The following is a 14,592-nucleotide window of genomic DNA, read 5'->3' on the forward strand; positions in this document are numbered from 1 at the left end:
AGTTAGGAAGCTTTACTAACCGTGTCCGAAGGTAGGGCGCCCGGTGAGGCCTGTCAATCACCGTTGCGCTTGGGCGAGTTGTTCAGGACGCCGAGTGCCGCTCGAAGACCAGGTCCCGCGCCGTGCCCAGCGCGGTGGCCACCGCGCCCAGCAGGACCGCGTCCTCGCCGAGCGCGCTCGGCACGATCTTCGGCCGGAGCGGAGTGAGCGCGCGAAGGTTCTCCCGGACCGGGCGCAGCAGCAGATCGACGCTGTGTCCGACGCCGCCGCCCAGGACCACCAGGTCCGGATCGAGCACGGCCGCTGCCGCCGCCACCGTGTGCGCGATCCGCTCGCCCTCCAGCTCAACGGCCTTGGCGGCGGCGGGATTTCCCTGCCGGGCCGCGTCGAACACGGCCTTCGCGGTGAGCTGCTGTCCGCTCATGCCGAACATGCGGGCCGCCTCGACGACCGCCACCCCGGACACGGCGTCCTCCAGCGTCTCCGGCTTCTGCTGTCCGGGCCACGGCAGGAACCCGATCTCCCCGGCCCCGCCGTGCGCCCCCGTGAACAGCCGCCCCTCGCTGACCACACCCATGCCGAGGCCGGTGCCGATCATGATGTAGGCGAACAGCCGGCTGCCCGCGCCGACGCCGTACGTGTACTCGCCGAGCGCCGCGAGATTGGCGTCGTTGTGCACCTCCAGCGGGATGCCCAGCTCCTCCCGCATCCGGTCGAACAGCCCGGCCCGCCCCCACCCCGGCAGATGCATCGCGAACCGCACCCGCCGCCGCTGCTCGTCGTACACACCCGGCGTACCGACCACCGCGTGCACCACCGCGGCCGGTTCGACCTCGGAGTTGGCGACGACCTGGTGCGCGGTGGCGACCACCAGCTCGGCCATCGCGCCCGAACTGCGGGCCCGGTTGCGGACGTCCGCCCGGGCCACCACCTCGCCGTCCAGATTGGCGACCGCGACCCGCAGCCAACTCCGCCCGACGTCGATGCCGAGCGCGTACCCGGCGGACGGGTCGGGGGCGTAGAGCACGGCGGTCCGGCCGCGCTCGGGGGCCTGTGTGCCGACCTCGTGAACGAGCCCCGCCTCCGCCAGGGCGGCCAGCGCGCTGGAGACCGTGGGCTTCGACAGGCCGGTCTCGCGGGCGAGTTGGGCGCGCGAGGCGGCACCGGCGGTGCGCAGCCGGTCGAGCAGCAGCCGCTCGTTCGCGCTCCGCAGCCGCTGCCGGCTCCAGGGCTGTTCCTGCAGCTCTACGGCGTCGCTGGCGGGCATCGCACCATTCTCACGCATCGGGGACACCCTCTTGACGAGTCTAGTAAGGCTCCTTAACTTTATCGCCCAGTCGGCCATGGTCGACCAGAGCCAGCCACCGGATACCGGCCCGCACGCCGCACCCCTTCTCCCGCCCCCCGAGCCACGCACACCCTCAGGAGCCCCCATGTCCGGTAGTCCGCCCCCAGACGGCGGGTTCGTCCGCCGCGTCGGCCTCTTCCAGGCCACCGCCATCAACATGAGCCAGATGTGCGGCATCGGCCCGTTCGTCACGATCCCGCTGATGGTCGCCGCGTTCGGCGGCCCGCAGGCGGTGATCGGCTTCGTCGCGGGCGCGATCCTCGCACTGGCCGACGGACTCGTGTGGGCCGAACTGGGCGCCGCGATGCCCGGCTCCGGCGGCAGCTACGTCTATCTGCGCCAGGCCTTCCAGTACCGCACCGGCCGGCTGATGCCGTTCCTGTTCGTCTGGACGGCGATGCTCTTCATCCCGCTGATCATGTCGACCGGCGTGGTCGGCTTCGTGCAGTATCTCGGCTATCTGGCACCGGACCTGGGCAAGACCTCCGGCGACCTCATCGGCCTGGGAGTGATCGCCCTGGTGATCCTCCTCCTCTGGCGCGGCATCGAGAACATCGCCCGCATCACCGCCGTCATGTGGACCGTGATGATCGCCTCCGTGTTCCTGGTGATCCTGGCCGCCGCCACCCACTTCAGCGGCCACCTCGCCTTCACCTACCCGGCGCACGCCTTCGACCTGGGCAGCGACCACTTCTGGCTCGGCTTCGCGGGCGGCCTGACCATCGGCATCTACGACTACCTCGGCTACAACACCACCGCCTACATGGGCGCCGAGATCAAGGACCCCGGCCGTACGCTGCCCCGCTCCATCCTGTTCTCCATCGTCGGCATCATGGCCATCTACCTGATGCTCCAGATCGGCACCCTCGGCGTCATCGACTGGCACCGGATGACACACGCGAACGACATCGCCTCCACCTCGGTGGCCTCCGCGGTCCTGGAGAAGACCTGGGGCAAGACCGCCGCCGACACGGTCACCGTGCTGATCCTGATCACCGCCTTCGCCTCGGTCTTCACCGGCCTCCTCGGCGGCTCCCGGGTCCCCTACGACGCGGCCCGCGAACGCGTCTTCTTCCGCCCCTACGCCAAGCTCCACCCCAGGCACCGCTTCCCGATGCTGGGTCTGGCCACCATGGGCGTGATCACGGCGATCGGCTTCCTCATCGGCCGCCACACCGACCTCGCCACCCTGATCCAGCTCCTGACCACGGTCATGGTCATCGTCCAGGCCCTGGCCCAGATCATCGCCCTGACGGTCCTCCGCAAACGCCAGCCGACCCTGCGCCGCCCCTACCGCATGTGGCTCTACCCCGTGCCGAGCATCGTCGCCTTCGTCGGCTGGTGCGTGATCTACGGCTACGCCGACAAGAACTCCCCGGGCCGCCACCCCATCGAGTGGTCCCTGGCCTGGCTCGCCCTGGGCTGCGTCGCGTTCGTCGTCTGGGCCCGCCTGGAGAAGGTGTGGCCGTTCGGCCCCAAGGAGATCACTGAGGAGTACCTCACGGAGACGGCGGCGGATCCGGAACCGGCGGGCGCGTAGGGGGTGTTGGGCCATTGCCGGGCTAGGGGAGGGCGGTTGCTCGGTGTCGGGCGCGAGTTCTCGCCGCGCCGGGTGCAGGCCCTCGTGCTGGAGGCACTGGGTTTGCGCCGGCTGTGGTGAGTGGGGGCATCGCCCCCGCACCCTTGCGTGGCGTCCCGAGGCAGCCGGGACTTCGCGGACCCGGAACCAGCAGGCGCCTAACAGCCGTTCACCCACCCCGTCGCCGCCAGCACCTCACCCGCGATGTCCACCACCGAGCGCCCGTCGGTCACCACCCGCACAGTGTCCGCAGGTGCCCGCTCGTCCAACAACCGTGCTTTACGAGCGCTGTTGGCCATCTCCCGCTCCAACTCACTGCCGATCTCCCGCCCGTTGAGCCGCTTCGAGGCGGTGATGTCGGACGCGGTCAGCAGTACCCGTACGATCCGCACGTCCGCGCCCATCGCCCGACGGAACTGCCCCGCCGCTTCCCCGAGCACGCTCATCGTGTTCGTGTACACGAGCCGTCGATGGCCCAGCGCCGCGTAATTCCCCCACACGGCCGTCAGGTTGGCCTCGCCGATCGCCGCACGGTGCGGATCGCCGTCCGGCGCCGGATGCACCTGCCCCATGAAGTCGCCGTCGATCACCGCGTGGGCGACCTGGGCCGCGCGCAGCCGCGCCGACACCTCCCAGCCCACGGTCGTCTTCCCGACCCCGGCGCGTCCCCCGATGAGCAGTGCCTCCGCGTGATCCATACGAGCAGCGTGCCAAGCGATACTCGTGCGGTCGAACGAATTCGGGGAGGTGGGGCACGTGGAGGAGTCGGCGCTCGGCGGAGGGGCGGTCAACATGGTCGTACGGGTCGGGGAGACCGTACGCCGTACGTCCTCCGAACGGTCGCGCCATGTCACCGGACTGCTCGCGCTGTTCGCGCGGCGGGGCTGGGCGGGTGCGCCGTGTTTCCTAGGCACGGACGAGCAGGGGCGGGAGGTGTTCCGGTACATCGAGGGCCGGGCGGCCGTCAGTCCCGAGGAGCGGTCGGCCGCCCGCACCGACGACGGTCTGGTGCGCGTCGCGCGTCTCGTCCGCGCCTTCCACGACCTGACACACGGCACACCGGAGGCCGGCGACCAGGACGTCGTGTGCCACAACGACCTGGCGCCCAAGAACACGGTCTACGACGCGACCTGGCGCCCCGTCGCCTTCGTCGACTGGGACCTCGCCGCTCCGGGCGAGCGCGTCCACGACGTCGCTCATGTCTGCTGGCAGTACCTGGACCTCGGCCCGGGCATCAACGACGTGACCGAGGCCGCCCGCCGGATCGCGCTGATCTGCGAGGCGTACGGACTCGACGACACCGGTCGGCTCCTCGACACCGTCCTGTGGTGGCAGGACCGCTGTTGGCGGGGTATCGAGGCCGGTGCCGAGCGCGGCGAACGAGGCATGGCCGGCCTGCGGGCGAATGGCGTCGTGGACGAGATCCGGGACGCGTACGACTGGGTGGTCGCGCACCGGCGTGAACTGGGCGCCCTGCTGGGCTGAGGGGCCGTAGCCGATCCGAGCGCACGGCGGACGGCACGGCGCGCCTTGACATGCAAGTAATTGCCTGCATAACTTTGGGTGTGCGATCCGAACACGAACCAGGGATGGACGCGGTCTTCAAGGCGCTGGCCGACGACACCCGCAGACGTCTGCTGGACCGGCTGCACGAGCACAACGGGCAGACGCTCGCCGAGCTGTGCGGGCGCATCGACATGACCCGGCAGGCGGTGACCCAGCATCTGGCCGTCCTGGAGGCGGCCAACCTGGTCAGCACGGTGCGGCGGGGGCGGGAGAAGCTGCACTACCTCAATCCGGTCCCGCTGCACGAGATGCAGGAGCGCTGGATCGACAAGTTCGAGCGCCCGCGACTGCGCGCGCTCGGGGTCCTGAAGCTACGAGCCGAGGAAGCCATGACCGACAAGCCGACATTCGTCTACGTCACCTACATCGCGAGCACCCCCGAGAAGGTCTGGGACGCGCTCACCGACGCCGATCTGACCGCCGCCTACTGGGGCCACAGCAATGTGTCCGACTGGCAGCGGGGTTCGCGCTGGGAACACGTGCGCACGGACGGCTCCGGCATCGCCGACGTCGTCGGCACCGTGGCCGAGAGCGAGCGCCCGACCCGCCTGGTCACCACGTGGAGCTCGCCGGAGAACGAGGGCCAGGAGGACAAGTACTCCCGGGTCACCTACGACATCCGGCGGCACGAGGACATCGTGCGCCTCACCGTCACCCACGAGGACCTCGCCGACGAGGGCGAGCTGTCCGACGTCTCCGGCGGCTGGCCCGCGGTGCTGTCCAATCTGAAGTCCGTCCTCGAAACCGGCAGCCCCCTCCCGCAGGCGCCCTGGCTGGTGCCGGGCGACCACTGAAGGGGGCGGGGCTTCCTTCCGGAGTCCGGGGTTCTGGTCCGGGGTTCCTACGGCTTGGGGGTGCTCCGCGCCGCCGTACCGGCGCACACCAGGCCCATGAGTACGGCCAGACCACCGATGATGACGTTGTTCAGGATGACGCCCTTGTCGGGGCTGTCGCCGACGATCCACGGCGAGATGATCATCCAGACGCCCAGGGCGCTCATCGCCCAGCTCAGGCCGTACATGCGCTCCGGCGCCCTGGTGAACCCGAGGGCCAGCAGGCCGATCGCGATGCCGATGATCAGGTTGTGCGGCACGAGCGCGGGCTGGCTCGTCGTGTAGTGGAGTATCCACGGGGATACGGCGCAGTACAGACCGAGCAGGAACACCGGTCCGTCCACGAGCGCCACATCGCGTCCACCGAGCATGCGGGCGTAGCGCGCCTGCATTTCGGAGACATCAGGGTGGCTCGTTATGTCACCTCTGGTGTGCGAGACGTTGGCCATGACTCGTCTCCTTTGACTTGCTGGCCCGACCGCGTCTGATGCGTGCGGTGAGCGGTAAGAGCCGCTTTCCGTCCATTCTGCTCTTATTTTCCCTTTATGTGTAGAGGTCAGGCTGTCGGGTGCCCTGCTGTCGGAGGGAGCGCCGGAGCTGGTGGAGACCGCGCCGGGCATGACTCTTCACCGTGCCGAGCGGCCAGCCGGTGCACTCCGCGATCTGGGTCTGGGTGAGATCGTCGTAGAACGCCAGCCGCAGGACCCGCTGCTGGGGCGCGGGCAGTCGGGCCAGTTCGTGCCCGACCAGGACGCGGTCGAGTACCGCCTCGGGACGGCGGGTGGCCGGATCGGCGAGGGCCAGGGCCGACCCCGCGGCGGTCACGAGATCCGTGCGGCGGGTCCGGGCGGACAGCGCGTCGGCGATCTTCCGCCGGGTGATGCCGACGATCCAGCCGCCCATCGTGCCGCGCTCGGGACGGAAGGTGTGCCGCCCGCGCCACACGCCGAAAAACACCTGCTGGGTCACGTCCTCGGCCTCCCGCGCGTCGCCCAGGGAACGCCAGGCGAGCGTGTGCACCAGCGCCGACCAGCGCTGATACGCGGCAGTCAGGCAACTCTCGTCGCCGGCGGCCAGCCCACGGGCCAGTTCCTCGTCGTCGAGCGGTCCCTCCGTCGCCGCCCGTCGGACGGCCGTGTGCTGCGGGCTCATGACGACGGCTCCTCACCTCGGACGGTATTGCCCCGGTGTGTCCATCGTGCGAGCCGGAGATCAACGGCTCAACTCGCATCGATTCTGCGTCGTACAGTCGCCGTGTGAGTGAGTCGCACGCCGGTACCGCCGCCGCCCCCCTGACGACCGGGGCGCTGGCCCGCAGGCTCGGGGTGTCGCCCACCACCCTCCGCTCCTGGGACCGCCGCTACGGCATCGGCCCCGCCGTCCGCGCCGACGGACGGCACCGGCGCTGGGCCCCCGAGGACGTGGCGGTGCTGGAGAGCATGTGCCGGCTCACCTCGGCGGGCGTGCCACCGGCGGAGGCGGCCCGGGCCGCGAAGGAGACCACCGGACAGGCCATGGATCCGCCTGTACGGCGTGGTTCGCGGGCGGCCGGCCCGCTGCCCCTCGGCGATGTGCGTCAGGAGTGCCGCGGCCTGGCCCGCGCCGCCGTACGCCTTGACGCACCGGCCGTGGAACGGCAACTGGCCGCCGCCGTCGAGCGGTACGGCATCGCCGTCGCCTGGCAGGAGGTGATGGTGCCCACGCTGCACGCGGTGGGGCGCAAGTGGGAGTCGTCAGGGGACCGTTACGTCGAGGTGGAGCATCTGCTGTCCTGGCATGTCTCCACCACCTTGCGCCGATGCACCCCGTCCCCGGAACGGCAGCCGGACGCCTCGCCCGCCGGGCCCGTCGTCCTGGCCTGCGTACCGGGTGAACAGCACACCCTGCCGATCGAGGCGCTCAACGCGGGACTCGGCGAACTCGGCCTGCCCACAAGGATGTTCGGCGCGGCCGTGCCCGCCGAGGCGCTGACCGCCGCCGTACGACGGCTGGGGCCGGCGGCCGTCGTCCTGTGGGCGCAGTCGCGGTCCACGGCCGACCTGCCGCTGGCCCGGCACGTCGTCGCCATCCGGTGGGGTGTGAAGGGCGCGCGCCGACAGCCCCTCGTTGTCCTGGGCGGACCCGGCTGGTCCGGTGCGTGGCCGCGTGGAATGCCACGGCCTACGAGCCTCAGGGACGCCGTGGAGATCCTGGCCGGCGCGTACGCGTCCGAGCGCTGAACCTCACTCGTGGGCCCGGGCTTTCCTGAAGCGCGCGAGGCCTTCGGAGAGGTCGACGATCGGGGCCGGGTAGTCGTCGAGCGCGGCGCGGTCCAGTCCTTGGAGCTTCCACGGCTCGTGCACCAACGCCCCGTCCACACCGGCGAGTTCGGGGACCCAGCGGCGGACATACGTGCCGTCAGGGTCGTACCGCTTGGCCTGGGCGACGGGGTTGAGGACCCGGTTGGGGCGGGTGTCGGTGCCGGTGCCCGCCATCCACTGCCAGTTGAGCTGGTTGTTGGCGATGTCGCCGTCGACGAGAAGGTCGAGGAAGTGGCGGGCGCCGACACGCCAGTCGACGTACAGGGTCTTGGTGAGGAAGCTCGCGGTCAGCAGCCGTCCACGGTTGTGCATCCAGCCCTCGTGGCGCAGTTGGCGCATCGCCGCGTCGATCAGCGGATAGCCGGTGCGGCCCTCCCGCCATGCCTCGATGTCCGCCCGGGCGGTGCGCTCGGACCGCCAACGGTCGTGCTTCGTACGGTAGTCGGCGTCGGCGGCCCCCGGCCGGCCCGCCAGCACCTGGCGGTGGAAGTCCCGCCACGCGAGCTGCCGTACGAAGGCCTCGGCGCCCGGGCCGCCCGCTCTCCGCGCCCGGTGCACGAGTTCCACGGGGGACAGGGTTCCGAAGTGCAGATGAGGCGACAGCCGGGAGGTGGCGTCGCCGGCCAGGTCGTCGTGCCGTTCGTCGTAGGCGTCGATTCCGGTGCGCAGCCACCTGGCCAACTGCCTGCGGCCCGTGGTCTCCCCGCCGGTCGCGAGGCCCGGCGAGAGCCCCAATACGTCGGCACGGGAAGGGAGTTCCTCCGAGCCGACGCCGTCCGGGACCCGTACGGTGCGCGGTGCGGCGAAGGGGTCGCGAAGCCGCAGTTCGGACCAGTGCCGGAAGTACGGGGTGAAGACGGCGAAATGGTCCGAGGAGGCCGGGGTCACCGCGCCGGGAGCGACGGCCGTGGTCACCGTCTCGTGCACGTGCAGCCGCCGTCCCTCGGCCTCCAGGGCGCGGCGCAGCCGCTGTTCGCGCCGGTGCGCGTAGCCGCTGACGTCGGCCGCCATGTGCACCTCGTCGGCGTCCGTCTCGGCGGCCACCTTGCACACCTCCTCGACGACGTCGCCGGAGCGGACCACCAGCCGGCCGCCCCGCTCGCGCAGACCGGAATCGAGGTCGCGCAGGCAGTCGGCGAGGAACGCCAGCCGGTTGGGCGCCGCGAACCCGGCGTCCGCGACACCCCGGTCGCGTACGAAGAGCGGCACCACCTGACGGGCCTCCGCGGCGGCCCGCAGCGGGGGATGGTCGTGCAGCCGCAGGTCGGAGGTGAACAGGACGATCGAGACGTTCATGACACGAACTCCGGGAGGAGGGGGCGGGCAGGGAGGCCGGTGAGTGCTTCCGGGGCGGAGGGGCCGGCGGATGCGGAGGTCACCCGACCGGCGTGTGCGTCCCCGCCGGTGAGGTCGGTGTCCGGGCCGCGGCTCCCGCGATGTTGCGTGCCATGCCGCCGAACACGGCCGTGTGGAAGGGCGCGACACTCCACCAGTAGGCGTGCCCCAGCAGACCGTGCGGGTGGAACAGGGCCCGCTGCCGGTAGCGGGTGGAGCCGTCGTCGGCCGTCTCCGCGTACATCTCCAGCCAGGCCAGACCCGGCAGCCGCATCTCGGCCCGCAGCCGCAGCAGATGCCCGGGGCGGATCTCCTCGACACGCCAGAAGTCCAGCGAGTCACCGACCCGCAGCCGGGCCGCGTCCCGCCGGCCCCGGCGCAGACCGACACCGCCCACCAGCCGGTCCAGCCGGCCTCGTACGGCCCAGGCCAGTGGGAAGGAGTACCAGCCGTTGTCCCCGCCGATCCCCTCGATCACCCGCCACAGGGCCTCGCGCGAGGCGTCGACCGACAGCTCCCGCCGGTCCGTGTAGAGGCTGCCGCCGGCCCAGTCCGGGTCGGTGGGCAGCGGGTCGCTCGGCGCGCCGAGTACCGACGCCGACGACCAGCGGGTGGTGACCCGGGCGTCGCGGACGCGCTGGAGGGCGAGCCGTACCGCCTCGTCGAAGCCGAGCGGATGCCCGGGAAGGTCGGGCACATACGGCGCGATGTCGTGCTCGCGGCAGACGACCTCGTGGCGCAGCGACTCGGTCAACGGCCGTGCGATGGACGCGGGTACGGGCGTCACCAGGCCGACCCAGTGACTGGACAGACCGGGAGTGAGCACCGGAACGGGAAGGATCAGCCTGCGCGGGAGACCGGCGACGGCCGCGTACCGGGTCATCATCTCCCGGTAGGTGAGGACGTCGGGACCGCCGATGTCGAAAGCCCGGCTGACCTCGGCCGGCATCCGCGCGCTGCCGACGAGCACGCGCAGAACGTCGCGCACCGCCACGGGCTGGATGCGGGTGCGCACCCAGCTCGGCGTGATCATCACCGGCAGCCGTTCGGTGAGGTAGCGCAGCATCTCGAACGAGGCCGAACCCGAGCCGATCACCACGGCCGCGCGCAGGACCGTGGTGGGCACGCCCGAGTCGAGGAGGATCCGGCCCACCTCGCTTCTCGACCGCAGATGCGGGGAGAGGTCCTGTTCCGGTACGCCCGAGGGGGTCAGGCCGCCGAGATAGACGATGCGCCGCACCCCCGCGGCCCGCGCCCGCTCACCGAAGATCCGCGCCGCCTTCCGGTCGGTGTCCTCGAAGCGGTCGCCGGTGCCGAGTGCGTGCACGAGGTAATAGGCGACGTCGATGCCGTCCAGGGCGGTGGCGACGGACTCGGCGTCCGTGACATCGCCGCCCACCACGTCCACGTCTCCCGCCCACGGATAGTCGCGCAGCTTGCCGGGGGTACGGGCCAGGCAGCGGACGCGATGGCCCTCGGCGAGCAGCTCCGGAACCAGCCGGCCGCCGATGTAGCCCGTCGCGCCGGTCACCAGGCAGCGCGGGCCCGGCCCGGTGTCGTCAGTGTGCATCGATCCACTGTCCTTCGTGTCGGTGGGCCCCTGGGATCACTTCCCCGCGCGCGGCCGTGTCGGATGCGCGGTTCGACGGAGGATCACGCCACCGGCCCTGGCATGTACGTGCGGATCGCGGGCAGGCGGATTTGTACGACCAGGTGTCGTGGCGAGACGAAGGCCGGAACCGGAGGTGAGTGCCGTGACGGGCGCGAAGGTGCTGGAGCGGTTTCCCGCAGGAGCTCCGCGTGGGTCGTGGCCCGCGGAGGAGTTCGCGGCCAGGCGCCGCGCCGAGGGGGAGCCCGCCAGGGTCGTCATGGACCTCAAGTCCGACGCGTTCCTCGTGGTGGTTCCTACGCGCGACGAGGACTGACCAGGCCTCAGATGCCCGTCCCGCCCAGTTCCCGGGCCCGCCGTACGAACGCCTCGTGCAGATCCCCGGCCGCCTGCGGCACCGACTCCGCACGACGACGGCGCAGCATCAGCAGCACCCGGGCCGTGGCACCGGCGATCGGCCGGTGGGTGATCGCGCCGAGCCGCTCCAACGGATCTCCTACGACACTGAAGTCGGGCAGGACCGTCACCCCGAGCCCCTCCGCGACCATGAGCTTGCCCATCTCGGCGCCGTCGGTCGAGTACGCGAAGGCCGGGCTCCGACCATGGAGCAGCCGGTGCACATAGCGGTGCATCACATAGCCGGAACGCATACCGATCAGCGGCTCGGTGAGTAGGTCCTCCACACCGACGCTCGGCCGGGACGCCAGCGGACTGTCGGGGCGCACGCACACCACGGGCAGGCCGGAGAGCAGCTCGGTGGACTCGAAGTCGGTCGGCATGTCGTCGCCGTCCAGGTGGTTGACCAGACCTAGATCGAACCCGCCCTCTGCCAACGCTCGGTGGATGTCGGTCTGTTGGGCGCCGACCACCTCGACCTGGGTGAGCGGATGCGAGGCACGGAAGTCGCGCACCACGGGCAGCAGCAGCGGCACGGTCGCCGCGTTGACCGTGCCCACCCGCACCATGCGACTGATCCGGTGCTGCTCGCCCGCCGCCGCCCGCAGCCGGTCCACCGCGTCCAGCACATCGACGATCTTCGGCAGCAGCTCCCGGCCCTCCGCGCTCATCGTCGCGCCGGACCGTTTGCGCTCCAGGAGATCGACGCCGAGTTCGCGTTCCAGATTCCGTACGGTCTCGCTCAACGCGGGCTGTGACAGGCGTAGTTCCTCGGCGGCCCGGCGCAGCGAGCCGAGCCGGGTCACGGCCGCAATGTATTCCAACTGTTCGGTCCGCATGCCCGCAGAATGCGGCCGATTTCCCGGGCCGTTCAAGGGTTTCCCTGTCACACCTTCGTGAAATTCAATGGTCCGCGATACGAGACCGGTCGGGTTCTCCTTGACGCTCCTCGCCGACGGCTGCCACGATCGACGGCATGAAGATGCGACTGGACCTCACGCGGCGACGCCACGTCGACCTCGCGCGCGTCTCCAGCGCCTCCTGTTGCACCGCGGCCTGATCCCCCTCCCTTCCGTCCTGTGATCCGCCGCCCCCTTTTCGCTCCCGCCTGAAATTCGCCGGATTTCGCTCCGGCCGGATTCGGCGTGCCCGGAAACATATTCCGCAACAGGAGTTCCGCATGCCCGCAGCGCCCCTGAAATTCGCCTACTGGGTCCCCAACGTCAGCGGGGGACTCGTCACCAGCACGATCGAGCAACGGACCGACTGGGGCTACGAGTACAACCGCGAACTCGCCGTCCTCGCCGAGAACAACGGCTTCGAGTACGCACTCAGCCAGGTCCGCTACATGGCCAGCTACGGCGCCGAGTTCCAGCACGAGTCGACCAGCTTCAGCCTCGCCCTCCTCCTCGCCACCCAGCGCCTGAAGGTCATCGCCGCCGTCCACCCCGGCCTGTGGCACCCCGGCGTCCTCGCCAAACTCGGCGCCACCGCCGACCACCTGTCGAACGGCCGCTTCGCCGTCAACGTGGTGTCCGGCTGGTTCAAGGGCGAGTTCACCGCGCTCGGCGAGCCCTGGCTGGAGCACGACGAGCGCTACCGCCGCTCCGAGGAGTTCATCCAGGCACTGCGTCAGATCTGGACCGAGGACCACACCGAACTCGCCGGTGACTTCTACCGGTTGCGCGACTTCTCCCTCAAGCCCAAGCCCCTCAACACCCCCGAACGACCGCACCCCGAGATCTTCCAGGGCGGCAACTCCACCGCCGCCCGCGCGATGGCCGGCCGCGTCTCCGACTGGTACTTCTCCAACGGCAAGGACTTCGACGGAGTCACCGAGCAGATCGCCGACGTACGACACTCGGCGGCCCAAGTCGGCCGCACCGCACCGAAGTTCGGCCTCAACGGATTCCTCATCGCCCGCGACACCGAGGCCGAGGCCCACGACACGCTCCGGGAGATCGTCGCCAAGGCCGACCGCGAGGCCGTCGAGGGCTTCGGGGCCGCGGTGAAGCAGGCCGGGCAGTCCTCCGCCGAACGCAAGGGCATGTGGCAGGACTCCACGTTCGAGGACCTCGTGCAGTACAACGACGGCTTCCGCACCGGGCTCATCGGCACCCCGGAGCAGATCGCCGAACGGATCGTCGCCTACAAGAAGTTGGGCGTCGACCTGCTGCTGCTCGGCTTCCTGCACTACCACGAGGAGGTCGAGTACTTCGGCAAGCGGGTGCTGCCGCTCGTGCGTGAACTGGAAGCCCAACTCCCGGACGCCGAGCCCGAGTCCGTCTCCGTCCACGCCTGAGCGCGCCCCACCGCGAGAGAGGTCGTCCGACATGAGCACCGTCACGCCCACCGACTGGCAGACCCGCCAGGCCCCGAAGACCGCCCAGGACTGGATCGCCCGCGCCGCCGAGGTCGCCGCCGTCCTCGACACCGACGCCGCCGCCCGCGACCGGGCCGGCGCCACCCCGTACGCCGAGGTCCAGCTCCTCAAGGACTCCGGCCTCGTGACCCTGCTCGGCCCCACCGAGCACGGCGGCGGAGGCCAGGACTGGCCCACCGCCTACCGGGTCGTCCGCGAGGTCGCCAAGGCCGACGGCTCCATCGGCCAACTCCTCGGCTACCACTACCTGTGGAACTGGGCCGCCCGCCTGGTCGGCACCCGCGAACAGTGGGAGCACGTCGAGGCCCAGGCCGCACGGGGCCGCTGGTTCTTCGGCGGCGCCGTCAACCCGCGCGACAAGGACGTCACCGTCACCGAGGACGGCGACGACCTCGTCTTCACCGGCCGCAAGTCCTTCTCCACCGGCAGCAGGGTCTCCGACGTCACCGTCCTCGAAGGCGTCCTCGAAGGCACCGACCAGCACGTCTTCGCCATCGTGCCCTCCGACAGCGAAGGCCTGACCTTCCTCGACGACTGGGACAACATCGGCCAGCGCCTCACCGAGAGCGGCGGCGTCATCCTCGACGGGGTGCGCACCCCGTGGTCCTCGGCCGCCGGCTACGTCGACAAGCGGTTCCGGCCGCGCACGTACAACACCCTCAACGTCCCCACCATCCAACTCGTCTTCGTCAACTTCTACTTGGGCATCGCGGCCGGTGCCCTGGAGACCGCCGCCGGCTACACCCGCACCAAATCCCGCTCCTGGCTGCACGGCGGCTTCGAGCGCGCGGTCGACGAGCCGTACGTCATCGACACCTACGGCGACCTCACCGCGAAGCTCTGGGCCGTCGAGGCGCTCGCCGACACCGTCGCCTCCGAGGGCCAGCGGCTGCACGACGACCCCGACGCCGTCACCGAGCAGACACGCGGCGCCTTCGAGGTACGGGTCGCCGCCGTCAAGGCACGCGCGACCGATGTCGCCCTGGAGATCGGCAACCGCGTCTTCGAGGTCACCGGCGCGCGCTCCACCGCCACCTCGGAGGGCCTGGACCGCTTCTGGCGCAACGTCCGCACCCACACCCTGCACGACCCTGTCGCCTACAAGCGACGCGAAGTCGGCCGCTGGGTCCTTGAGGGTGAACTGCCCGAACCCACCTGGTACTCCTGACCCGCAGCCCTGGGGTGGCCGCGCAATAGAGGGGCCCCCACCGAAACGAAAAATATAGGAAGACCGCAAAATATA

The 14,592-nt window shown here is 70.7% G+C and carries 15 protein-coding genes; 8 read left to right on the forward strand and 7 right to left on the reverse strand.

Annotated elements, in window-relative coordinates:
* Positions 1-82: 82 nt before the first annotated feature.
* Complete coding sequence (locus AB0M63_RS41170) at positions 83-1,267, reverse strand: ROK family protein (protein ID WP_366022978.1); 1,185 nt, start codon at positions 1,265-1,267, stop codon at positions 83-85.
* Positions 1,268-1,433: 166 nt separating this feature from the next.
* On the opposite strand from AB0M63_RS41170, the gene AB0M63_RS41175 reads away from it, so the two are divergent.
* Positions 1,434-2,888, forward strand: coding sequence for an APC family permease (locus tag AB0M63_RS41175; protein WP_366022979.1), 1,455 nt, complete (start codon positions 1,434-1,436; stop codon positions 2,886-2,888).
* Positions 2,889-3,085: 197 nt separating this feature from the next.
* On the opposite strand, the gene AB0M63_RS41180 is transcribed toward AB0M63_RS41175, so the two are convergent.
* Positions 3,086-3,625: a hypothetical protein gene (locus tag AB0M63_RS41180; protein WP_366022980.1), complete on the reverse strand. Its 540-nt coding sequence runs from the start codon at positions 3,623-3,625 to the stop codon at positions 3,086-3,088.
* Between the two features lie 25 nt (positions 3,626-3,650).
* On the opposite strand from AB0M63_RS41180, the gene AB0M63_RS41185 reads away from it, so the two are divergent.
* Complete coding sequence (locus tag AB0M63_RS41185) at positions 3,651-4,412, forward strand: phosphotransferase (protein ID WP_366022981.1); 762 nt, start codon at positions 3,651-3,653, stop codon at positions 4,410-4,412.
* 104 nt (positions 4,413-4,516) lie between these two features.
* On the forward strand, positions 4,517-5,287 hold the full coding sequence (locus AB0M63_RS41190; RefSeq protein ID WP_355902614.1) for a metalloregulator ArsR/SmtB family transcription factor: 771 nt from the start codon (positions 4,517-4,519) through the stop codon (positions 5,285-5,287).
* Positions 5,288-5,334: 47 nt separating this feature from the next.
* Here AB0M63_RS41190 and AB0M63_RS41195 read toward each other — a convergent pair whose 3' ends face one another.
* Together AB0M63_RS41195 and AB0M63_RS41200 are read right to left on the reverse strand one after the other, a co-directional pair.
* Complete coding sequence (locus AB0M63_RS41195) at positions 5,335-5,775, reverse strand: SPW repeat protein (protein ID WP_366022982.1); 441 nt, start codon at positions 5,773-5,775, stop codon at positions 5,335-5,337.
* A gap of 94 nt (positions 5,776-5,869) precedes the next feature.
* Entirely contained in the window at positions 5,870-6,478 is a 609-nt protein-coding gene (locus AB0M63_RS41200; protein WP_366022983.1) for a sigma-70 family RNA polymerase sigma factor, read from the reverse strand.
* 104 nt (positions 6,479-6,582) lie between these two features.
* Here AB0M63_RS41200 and AB0M63_RS41205 point away from each other — a divergent pair, with 104 nt between their 5' ends.
* Positions 6,583-7,545, forward strand: a complete 963-nt coding sequence (locus AB0M63_RS41205; RefSeq protein WP_366022984.1) for a MerR family transcriptional regulator — start codon at positions 6,583-6,585, stop codon at positions 7,543-7,545.
* A 3-nt stretch (positions 7,546-7,548) separates the two neighbouring features.
* Here the strand turns inward: AB0M63_RS41205 and AB0M63_RS41210 are convergent, their stop codons facing one another.
* Together AB0M63_RS41210 and AB0M63_RS41215 are read right to left on the reverse strand one after the other, a co-directional pair.
* The gene (locus AB0M63_RS41210; protein WP_366022985.1) at positions 7,549-8,922 is read right to left on the reverse strand and encodes a deoxyribodipyrimidine photo-lyase; all 1,374 of its coding nucleotides are present in this window, start codon (positions 8,920-8,922) and stop codon (positions 7,549-7,551) included.
* Between the two features lie 79 nt (positions 8,923-9,001).
* On the reverse strand, positions 9,002-10,531 hold the full coding sequence (locus AB0M63_RS41215) for an SDR family oxidoreductase (RefSeq protein ID WP_366022986.1): 1,530 nt from the start codon (positions 10,529-10,531) through the stop codon (positions 9,002-9,004).
* A 175-nt stretch (positions 10,532-10,706) separates the two neighbouring features.
* Between AB0M63_RS41215 and AB0M63_RS41220 the strand changes: the two genes are divergently transcribed.
* On the forward strand, positions 10,707-10,886 hold the full coding sequence (locus tag AB0M63_RS41220; RefSeq protein WP_355902602.1) for a hypothetical protein: 180 nt from the start codon (positions 10,707-10,709) through the stop codon (positions 10,884-10,886).
* A gap of 7 nt (positions 10,887-10,893) precedes the next feature.
* Here AB0M63_RS41220 and AB0M63_RS41225 read toward each other — a convergent pair whose 3' ends face one another.
* The gene (locus AB0M63_RS41225; protein WP_366022987.1) at positions 10,894-11,805 is read right to left on the reverse strand and encodes a LysR family transcriptional regulator; all 912 of its coding nucleotides are present in this window, start codon (positions 11,803-11,805) and stop codon (positions 10,894-10,896) included.
* A 143-nt stretch (positions 11,806-11,948) separates the two neighbouring features.
* On the opposite strand from AB0M63_RS41225, the gene AB0M63_RS41230 reads away from it, so the two are divergent.
* From AB0M63_RS41230 to AB0M63_RS41240, 3 genes are all read left to right on the forward strand, one after another.
* Positions 11,949-12,026, forward strand: coding sequence for a putative leader peptide (locus tag AB0M63_RS41230; RefSeq protein WP_351520955.1), 78 nt, complete (start codon positions 11,949-11,951; stop codon positions 12,024-12,026).
* 120 nt (positions 12,027-12,146) lie between these two features.
* Positions 12,147-13,268, forward strand: a complete 1,122-nt coding sequence (gene sfnG, locus AB0M63_RS41235; RefSeq protein WP_366022988.1) for a dimethylsulfone monooxygenase SfnG — start codon at positions 12,147-12,149, stop codon at positions 13,266-13,268.
* Between the two features lie 31 nt (positions 13,269-13,299).
* The gene (locus tag AB0M63_RS41240; RefSeq protein WP_366022989.1) at positions 13,300-14,517 is read left to right on the forward strand and encodes an acyl-CoA dehydrogenase family protein; all 1,218 of its coding nucleotides are present in this window, start codon (positions 13,300-13,302) and stop codon (positions 14,515-14,517) included.
* Positions 14,518-14,592: the final 75 nt, after the last annotated feature.

It is taken from the genome of Streptomyces sp. NPDC051576, from assembly GCF_040681835.1.
Lineage (GTDB): Bacteria > Actinomycetota > Actinomycetes > Streptomycetales > Streptomycetaceae > Streptomyces.